The organism is Frankia tisae, assembly GCF_025403405.1.
In the GTDB taxonomy this organism is placed as follows: Bacteria; Actinomycetota; Actinomycetes; order Frankiales; family Frankiaceae; genus Frankia; species Frankia tisai.
This window is the reverse complement of the sequence record NZ_JANEZT010000335.1, coordinates 1-7,419: the sequence shown is the minus strand read 5'-3', so window position 1 is coordinate 7,419 and position 7,419 is coordinate 1. Positions and strand designations below refer to the sequence as shown.

Genomic DNA, 7,419 nt, shown 5'->3' with positions numbered 1-7,419 from the left:
CCCTGGAGCTGATCCGTCAGCTGCGGGTGACGACTGCTGCGGCGCATGCCAGTGCCCTGCGTGCCCAGTCGGCCCTGCAACGGCGCCTGCTCGCCCCCCTGGCGGCACTGCCCCCGCTGGCGGCACTGCCCCCACTGCCGGCACCCGCGGCGCTCGTCGGCCTGCCCCCGGCGCCGGCGCGCCCGCGGGTGAGCAGCGAGGCATCGTTCAAGCCGCTGGCCCGCAGCGCCGTCGGCGCGCTGGGCGCCGCGGACCTCGGCCGGCTGGCCCGGGGCGCCATCGCCGACGTTCTCGGCCCGGCCTACGACCAGGAGGGCCACGACCGCGCGGTGCGCATCGCCGCCGGCGAGCTGCTGCTGGCCTCCGTCGACACCGTCGAGCTGCGCGGCGGACGGGCCGGCCGGGGCCTGGTCCGCGCCCGGCTGGCCAACCCCGCGCCGCAGGGCGCCGGGTTGGCCGAGGCTGCCGCCCAGGCCGCCCGGCTGTTCGCGGTGTACGTCGGCCTTCACCTGTGCCTGCTCGACGCGCACTTCGTCGACGGCAACGCACCCGGTGCCGCACCCGGTGCCAGGCTCGAACTCGCCGGCGCCGACCTGGCCGGTGCCGGGGAACTGGAACTGGTCCTCGAGGTCGTCGACCTCGACCTGGTGCCGTGGCCCGCGCTGCGCGCCGACGCCGAGATCCGCCGGGTCGGCGGGGACCGGGTCGGTGAGGGTAAGGTGCTCGCCCGGATCACCGACATCGCCATCGGCGTGCGCGCGGGCGAGGGCCGCCCGGTCGGCCCCGGGCCCGGCGGGACGACCCCGGTCTGGCTGGGCCGCCGCAACGCGGCCGGTGACCGGGCGATGCTCAGCGAGTTCCACATGGCCCACTTCTGCCGCGGCGACCAGGCGATCGCGCTGGGCCCCGAGTTCGCCGGCTACACCGGCCGCAAGGCGACGCGGCTGCCGTCCGGCGGGCTGCTGCTCGTCGACCGGGTGCTGGCCGTCGAGGGCACCCGCGGAGACCCGAAGTCGCTCGACGGCGGGGCGTCGCACATCACCGAGTACGACGCGCCCGCCGACTCCTGGTACTTCGCGGACACGGCGAACGCGTCGATGCCGAACTGCGTCTACATGGAGACGTCGCTGCAGGCAGCGCTCATGGTCGGCTACTACATGGGCGCCACGCTCGGCGACCCGGCGGCGTCGGTGAGCCTGCGCAACCTAGGCGGGACCGCCCGCGTGCTGCGCGAGGTCGACCTGCGTGGCGCCACCATCCGCCAGCACTCGAAGCTGCTGTCGACGACGGACATGCCCGGCTCGTCGCTGCAGAGCTTCGAGTACACCCTGTCGGTCGACGGCGAGCCGTTCTACGAGGGCGAGACGATGTTCGGCTACTTCAGCGACGCGGCGCTGGCCAACCAGACCGGCCTGGACGCCGGCCGGTCGGCGCCGACCTGGCTGGAGTCGGCGTCGCTTGAGTCGGCGTCGCCGCGGCCGGCGACGCGCACCATCGACGTCGCCGCCCGCCGCGCCGACCCGGCCGCGCGGCTGTGCGCCCGCGACCATCTGGCGCTGCTGGACACCGTCGACGTCGTCGACGGCGGCGGCCGGTACGACCAGGGCTACCTGCACGCCGTGCGGGCGATCGACCCGGACGACTGGTTCTTCGCCCGCCACTTCCACCTCGACCCGGTGATCCCCGGCTCGCTCGGCGTGGAGACCGTCATCCAGGCGATGCAGGAGTGGTTGCTCGACTCCCCGCACGCCGACGGCCTCGTCGACCCGGCCTTCATCCTGCCGGTGGACGCGCCGTTCACCTGGAAGTACCGCGGGCAGTTCCTCCCGACGGACGGCGAGACCCGGCTGGAGGTGCACCTCAAGGAGGTGCGCCGCGCGCCTGGACGGGTCCGCGTCACCGCCGACGCCAGCGTCTGGAAGCCGGGCCTGCGGATCTACGAACTCCGCGACATCGCCGTCGAACTGCGCGAGAACGGAGCTCCGTCGTGTTGACGACCATCTCTGCGGCCGTCGCGCCCGTGCAGCCCGCCGCGGCGCCGGCTGGCCTGGCGCAGGTGCAGCGTGACCTGCTCGCCCTCGACCAGCCCTGTTACGTGCTGCGCGACGGCAACGGCGTGCGGACGAGCTCCGACGCCGCGCAGGTGGCGCAGATCGTCGCCGGCGGCGGCCAGGTCCTCGCCGCCGCCGGCCCGCGGCCCGCCCACGCGCTCGGCGACCCGGAGTTCCGTCGCGCCCACGGCGTCCGCCACGCCTACATGGCGGGCGCGATGGCCAACGGCATCGCCTCGGCCCAGCTGGTCGCCGCCCTCGCCCGCGAGGGTTACCTGGCCTCGTTCGGCGCCGCCGGGGTGCTGCCGGCGCGCATCGACGCCGCACTTGCCCAGATTGGCCGGGACGCCGGCGGAAACGCGTTCGCCTGCAACCTCATCCACAGCCCGAGCGAACCGGCGTTGGAAGCCGCCATCGTCGACGCCTGCCTGCGCCACCGCGTTGGCTGCGTCGAGGCGTCGGCCTTCGTCGAACCCACCGCGCAGCTCGTCCGCTACCGCCTCGCCGGCCTCGGGCGCGACGCGTCGGGTCGGGTCGTGGCCCGCCACCGGGTGATCGGCAAGGTGTCGCGGGCGGAGGTCGCCGAACGCTTCCTGCGCCCGGCGCCGCCGGAGCTGGTCCGCCAGCTGCTCGAGGCGGGCGCGGTCACCGCCGAGCAGGCCGAACTGGCCCGCTCGGTGCCGCTCGCCGACGACCTCACCGCCGAGGCGGACTCCGGCGGGCACACCGACCGCCGCCCGCTGCTGGTGCTGCTGCCCGAACTGCTGGCGCTCGCCGAACGGGTCCGCCGCGAGCAGGGGTACGCCACCGCGGTGCGCGTCGGCGCGGCCGGCGGCATCGGCACCCCGGCGGCGGCCGCGGCGGCGTTCGCCCTCGGCGCCGCCTATGTCGTCACCGGCTCGATCAACCAGAGTTCCGTCGAGGCCGACCAGTCCGACACGACGAAGCGGCTGCTGGCCGCGACCGGCGTCGCCGACACGGTGATGGCCCCGTCGGCGGACATGTTCGAACTCGGCGTGGAGGTGCAGGTGCTGCGCCGCGGCACCCTGTTCCCGGGGCGGGCGCGCCAGCTCCACGAGCTCTACCGGACCTATGGCGGCGTCGACGAGCTGCCCGCCGACGTCCGGTCCGCGCTGGAGACCAGGGTGTTCCGCCGTTCCCTGGACGACGTCTGGCAGGACTGCATCCAGTTCTTCTCCGAACGTGACCCCGACCAGATCACCCGGGCCGCGGACGACCCGCGCCGCCGGATGGCCCTGGTGTTCCGGTGGTACCTGGGCCGCTCGTCGGGTTGGAGCATCGTCGGGGATGCGCAGCGCGCCCCCGACTACCAGGTGTGGTGCGGCCCGGCGATGGGGGCGTTCAACGGCTGGGTCGCCGGCACCTACCTGGCACAGGTGGGCAATCGCCGGGTCGTCGACCTGGCCACCCACCTGATGCGCGGGGCGGCCTACGCCGACCGGGTCACCGCGCTGCGGGCGGCCGGGCTGCGCCTGCCCGCCTCCGTCGCGGGATACCTGCCCACCCCGCCCGTTGAGGAAAGGTAACCGATCATGACGACCGAGGCCATCACGACCAGGCCCAGCGGAGCCGGGACGGGATCGTCCTGGCTGCTGTGCGGCGGTTGCGGCGCGATGCTCCACGAGCGGCGCTTCGCCCGCGCCGCCCGCGTCTGCCCCGACTGCTCCTGGCACGCCCCGATGACCGCCCACCAGCGCCTCGACCTGCTGCTCGACCCCGGCTCGGCGCGGGGAGTCGACGTCCCGGCGATGGACAGCGATCCGCTGGAGTTCACCGACACCCGCCCCTACCGCGACCGGTTGCGCGACGCCCGCGCCAGCACCGGCCTCGACGAGGCGGCGGTGTGCGCGCGCGGCACCATCGAGGGCAACCCGGTGGTGGTCGTGGTGATGGACTTCCGCTTCCTCGGTGGCAGCCTCGGCTCCACCGTCGGGGAGGTTTTCACCCGGGGCGCCGAACTCGCCCTGCGGGAACGCACGCCGCTGCTGACCGTCACCGCCTCCGGCGGCGCCCGGATGCAGGAGGGCGCGATCGCCCTGATGCAGATGGCCAAGACCAGCCAGGCCCTGGGCCAGCTCGACGAGGCCGGCATCCTCACCGTCTCCCTGATCACCGACCCGACGTTCGGCGGCGTCGCGGCGTCCTTCGCGACCCTGGCCGACGTGATCATCGCCGAGCCGGGGGCCCGGCTCGGGTTCGCCGGACGGCGGGTGATCGAGCAGACCATCCGCCAGTCCCTGCCCGCGGACTTCCAGACCGCCGAGTTCCTGCTCACCCACGGCGTCGTCGACCTCATCAGCCCCCGCCACGAGCTGCGGGCGAACCTGGCGCGGCTGCTGTCGGTGTCGAGTCGGCGCCCCGACGGCATCCCCCGCCAGGCGGGGCGCCCGCAGCACGCGGTCGTCACCGACCCGGAGCTGCTGCCCCGCCGTGACGCCTGGGAGTGCGTCCGCGCCGCCCGCCGGCTGGGCCGGCCGTCGACGCTCGACTACATCGGCATGCTGCTGGAGGACTTCACCGAGCTGCGCGGCGACCGGATGTCGTCCGACTGCCCGGCGCTCGTCGCCGGCCTTGGCCGCCTCGACGGTGTTCCCGTTGCCGTCCTCGGCACCCAGAAGGGTCACACCGCCGACGAGCTGCGGTACCGCAACTTCGGGATGCCGACCCCGGCCGGCTACCGCAAGTCCGCCCGGGTGATGCGCCTGGCCGCCAAACTCGGCCTGCCGGTGATCACCCTGATCGACACCGCCGGCGCCTACCCTGGCGTCGAGGCCGAGGAACAGGCACAGGCCGTCGCGATCGCCGAGAACCTGCGGCTGATGGCCGGGCTTCCCGTGCCGGTGGTCGCCGTCGTCACGGGCGAGGGCGGCAGCGGCGGCGCGCTCGCGCTGGCGTTCGCCGACCGCGTCCTGATGTGCGCGAACGCCGTCTACTCGGTGATCAGCGCTGAGGGCTGCGCGGCGATCCTGTGGAAGAACCCGGCGGCCGCGCCGACCGCCGCCGCGGCCCTGCGGGTCGACTCCCGCGAACTGCTGCGGCTCGGCGTCGTCGACGGCGTCATCGGTGAACCCGACGGGGGAGCCGACGCCGACCCGGAGGGCACCGCCGACCGCCTGCGCGAGGCGCTGCGCGGCGCGCTCGCCGAGCTGCTGCCGCTGGACCAGATGAACCTGGTGACCCGCCGGCGGACGCGGTTCCGGCAGTTCGGCGTCGCCGCGGCGACGCCGGCCCCGAGCGGCGACGCGCAGGAGTCCCAGACCGACCGGAATGTGGAGGCGAACCGATGACGACCGACTCGACGGCAATCGACCAGGTGACGGGAACGACCGGGGGCGTCGACCCGGACGGCGGCGACAGCCGCGTGCCCGCACCGGCCGTGGACGCCGTGGTCGCGGTGCTCGGCGCGCACGTGCTCGAGCTGTCCGTGCGGGCCCGGGTCGCGCCCAGCCACGTGCGTGTGTCGGCCGGCGACGTCAGCGTCGAGATGGGCTGGCCGAGCACCGGCCAAAGCTTTGCGGACGCACCGGCCGCGTCCGCCCGAGCTCGCTGGGCCGCCGCGGCTGCGCAGCCCAGTGAGCTGGCGGCGCCCGAGGAAGCCGGGACGTTCCCGCTGGTCTCTCCGTCAGTGGGCATGTTTTACCGGGCGTCCGAGCCCGGGAAGGCGCCGTTCGTCGCCGAGGGCGACACGGTGCGGGCCGGGCAGCAGGTCGCGATCGTCGAGGCGATGAAGCTGATGATCCCGATCGAGGCGGAGCGTCCCGGGCGGGTCGTGCGGATCCTCGTCGAGGACGCCACCGCCATCGAGCACGGCCAACCGCTGTTCCTGCTCGCCCCGCTGGAGCAGTCCCCGAACGGGAGCCGTTGATGTTCGGCAGCGTCCTGGTGGCCAACCGGGGTGAGATCGCGCTGCGGGTGGTCCGCACCTGCCGCGAGCTCGGCATCCGCACGATCGTCGCGCATTCGGCCGCCGACCGGGACTCCGCCGCCGTCCGGTTCGCCGACGAGTCGGTGCAGGTCGGCCCGGGGCCGGCGAAGCGCAGCTACCTGAACATCCCGGCGGTGATCGAGGCCGCTCGTACCCGCGGCGCCGAGGCGATCCATCCCGGCTACGGCTTCCTGTCGGAGAACCCGGAGTTCGCCGAGGTCTGCGAGGAGGAGGGGATCGTCTTCATCGGCCCGCCGGCCGCCGTCATGGCCCGGCTGGGGGACAAGGCCGTCGCCCGCGGGATCATGCGCGACGCCGGCCTGCCGCTGCTGCCCGGCAGCCGCGACGCCCTCGACGGCCCGGACGCCGCCCTCGCGCTCGCCGGCGACGTCGGCTACCCGCTGATCCTCAAGGCTGTCGCCGGCGGCGGTGGCCGTGGGATGCGCGTCGTCCACAACCACGCGGATCTCCCCGCCGCCTACGCCGAGACCCGGGCGGCCGCCCTCGCCGTGTTCGGCGACGGCCGGCTGTACCTGGAGCGCTACCTCGCATCCGCCCGTCACGTCGAGATCCAGGTGCTCTGCGACGGTCACGGCAACGGCATCCATCTGGGCGCCCGGGACTGCTCGCTGCAGCGGCGCCATCAGAAGCTCGTCGAGGAGTCGCCGGCACCCGGGGTGGACCCTGACGGCGTGGCGCAGCTCGGCGAGGCGGCGGTGCGCGCCGTGCTCGCCGTCGGCTACGTCGGCGCCGGAACCGTGGAGTTCCTCTACGACCCGGCGCGGGGCAGCTACTACTTCATGGAGGTCAACTGCCGGCTGCAGGTCGAGCATCCGGTCACCGAGATGGTCACCGGCCTCGACCTGGTCGCCGAGCAGCTGCGGATCGCGGCGGGCGAGAAGCTCGGCTACGGGCAGGCGGACATCACTGCCCGCGGCGTGGCGATCGAGTGCCGAGTGAACGCCGAGGATCCCGCCCGGGACTTCCGCCCCACCCCGGGGCTCATCACCGAGCTGGACCTGCCCGGCGGCCCGTTCGTCCGCGTCGACACCCACCTGACCGCCGGCTACCGGATCCCGCCGCTGTACGACTCGCTGCTGGCCAAGGTCGTCGTCTGGGCCCCGGACCGCGACGGCGCGATCGCCCGGATGCGCCGCGCACTCGCCGAGACCCGTGTCGTCGGCGCCGGCGTGGCGACGACCGCCGGGTTCCTCGCCGAGGCGCTTGACCACCCGCGCTTCCGCGCCGCCGAGCACGACACCTCCCTCACCGAGACCCTGCTGTCGGCCGCAGCCGATCCCCGCGTCGCCTAGCTCCCGCCGCGGCCGCGGTCGGGATGCTCCGGGTTGAGGAGGGCGTGGAGGGAGTCGTCGAGGCTGAGGCGGCCGCCGTCGTGGGTGTGGATGGCGGTGGGGGTGATGC

Annotated in this window: 5 protein-coding genes; all 5 read left to right on the top strand. The window is 74.6% G+C overall.

All coding sequences use genetic code 11. The annotated features are described in order from the left end of the window. The coding region (locus tag NBZ85_RS24580) for a hotdog family protein (RefSeq protein ID WP_261562678.1) at positions 1-1,994 on the top strand (1,994 nt) is incomplete at its 5' end. Next, a complete protein-coding gene (locus NBZ85_RS24575) occupies positions 1,988-3,598 on the top strand; it encodes a PfaD family polyunsaturated fatty acid/polyketide biosynthesis protein (protein WP_261559457.1) in 1,611 nt (536 codons plus the stop codon). The genes NBZ85_RS24580 and NBZ85_RS24575, both read left to right, overlap by 7 nt. Before the next feature lie 6 nt (positions 3,599-3,604). Continuing rightward, complete coding sequence (gene accD / locus NBZ85_RS24570) at positions 3,605-5,359, top strand: acetyl-CoA carboxylase, carboxyltransferase subunit beta (protein ID WP_261559456.1); 1,755 nt, start codon at positions 3,605-3,607, stop codon at positions 5,357-5,359. Continuing rightward, entirely contained in the window at positions 5,356-5,937 is a 582-nt protein-coding gene (locus NBZ85_RS24565; protein WP_261559455.1) for an acetyl-CoA carboxylase biotin carboxyl carrier protein, read from the top strand. Before accD ends, NBZ85_RS24565 begins: the two co-directional genes overlap by 4 nt. Beyond that, entirely contained in the window at positions 5,937-7,310 is a 1,374-nt protein-coding gene (locus NBZ85_RS24560) for an acetyl-CoA carboxylase biotin carboxylase subunit (protein ID WP_261562677.1), read from the top strand. Before NBZ85_RS24565 ends, NBZ85_RS24560 begins: the two co-directional genes overlap by 1 nt. Positions 7,311-7,419 lie beyond the last annotated feature (109 nt).